This window comes from Streptomyces sp. NPDC045899 (genome assembly GCF_056431485.1).
This window is the reverse complement of record NZ_JBWKKP010000077.1, coordinates 1-1,899: the sequence shown is the minus strand read 5'-3', so window position 1 is coordinate 1,899 and position 1,899 is coordinate 1. Positions and strand designations below refer to the sequence as shown.

Sequence of the window (1,899 nt, the reverse complement as noted above, 5' to 3'; positions counted from 1 at the left end):
TTGTTCACCGCCGGGGTGGCGGTGAACTGGTCGGAGGTGTTCACCGGGACCGGCGCTCACCACACCGAACTGCCCACCTACGCCTTCCAACGCCAGCACTACTGGCTCGACATGTCGCTCGACGACGAGAAGACATCGGTAGAGACGTCGGCTCTGGTGAGTGAGCTGCGGAGGCTCGGTGAAACCGAGCGCACGCATCGGATGACCGAGCTGGCTCGCGTGCACATCACAGCCACTCTCGGCAGCGGCGTGCTCGGTGAGGGCGCACTCGGTCGGACATTCAGGGATCTGGGCTTCGATTCCTCGATGTCCGCCGAACTCCGGGACAGGCTCTCGCGCGCCCTGGAGATCACGCTACCGAGTTCGGTGATCTTCGATTACCCCACTCCCGCTGTTCTCATCGAACACTTGCAATCCGTGGTGTCGGGCGCAGATGTCGACGTCGACACCCGGTCCGCGTCGATTGCTGATCCCGATGATCCTGTGGTGATGGTCGGGATGGCCTGCCGTTATCCGGGTGGGGTGGGTTCTCCGGAGGATCTGTGGTCGCTGGTGGTCGAGGGCAGGGAGGGGATCACTGGTTTTCCTCAGGCGCGTGGCTGGGATGTGGAGGGTCTGTATCACGCGGATCCGGATCATCCGGGGACGACGTATGCGCGTGGTGGCGGGTTCCTGCACGACGCGGGTGAGTTCGATGCCGGGTTCTTCGGGATCTCGCCCCGTGAGGCGACGGCGATGGATCCGCAGCAGCGGTTGTTGCTGGAGGTTGCCTGGGAGGCTTTCGAGCGCGCGGGTATCGACGCGGACTCACTGCGCGGCACCCAGACCGGCGTGGTGGTAGGAGCAACACCGCACGGATACGGTGCGGTGGGAACTGACGCCGGCGGATACCTGCTCACCGGTACCACGCCTGGGGTCCTGTCCGGTCGCATCGCGTACCAGTTCGGCTTCGAGGGACCCGCGACAACGGTCGACACGGCCTGTTCGTCATCGCTGGTGGCACTGCACCTGGCGGCGCAGGCGTTGAGAGCGGGCGAGTGCTCGCTCGCGCTGGCCGGCGGTGTCGCGGTCATGGGCACTCCGATGATCCTCACGGAGTTCGCGCGGCAGCGTGGATTGTCTCCGGACGGCCGGTGCCGGTCGTTCGGTGCGGGCGCGGACGGCACCGGATGGTCCGAGGGCGTGGGCCTGGTGGTGCTGGAACGGTTGTCCGATGCGCGGCGCAACGGGCACCGGGTGCTCGCGCAGCTGGCGGGTTCGGCCGTGAACCAGGACGGGGCCTCCAACGGACTGACGGCCCCGAACGGACCATCGCAGCAGCGGGTGATCCGGCAGGCGCTGGCCAACGCAGGGCTGACGGCCGCCGATGTCGACGTGGTGGAAGGGCACGGCACGGGTACCCGGCTCGGGGACCCGATCGAAGCACAGGCACTACTGGCCACCTACGGGCGGGAGCACACCGACGGCTCACCCCTGTGGCTCGGATCGGTGAAGGCGAACATCGGACACCCGCAGGCGGCGGCAGGCATGGCCGGGGTCATCAAAATGGTGATGGCGCTGCACCACCAGTTCTTGCCCAGAACCCTGTTCGCCGAGGACCCCTCGACCGAGGTGGATTGGTCTTCCGGTGGGGTGGCGCTGCTGACCCGATCACGAGAATGGCCGGACACCGGCCGACCCCGGCGAGCCGGAGTGTCCTCGTTCGGCATCAGCGGGACGAACGCACACGTCATTCTGCAGCAACCGCCGAATGAACCAGCACTGGCCGATCGGCGGCCAACGCCGACGGCTACGCGTGAATGGCCGGTGTTGCCGTTTGTGTTGTCGGGTCGTGGGTCGGGGGCGTTGTGTGGTCAGGCTGCTCGTTTGCGGTCGTTTGTGGTGGAGCGGCCGGGTGTG

Annotated in this window: 1 protein-coding gene; it reads left to right on the top strand. The window is 67.0% G+C overall.

Going from position 1 to position 1,899, the window contains the following annotated elements:
• Nucleotides 1-1,899, top strand: a 1,899-nt coding sequence (locus AC07FT_RS36400) for a type I polyketide synthase (RefSeq protein WP_479180453.1), incomplete at both ends; no start/stop codon positions are given.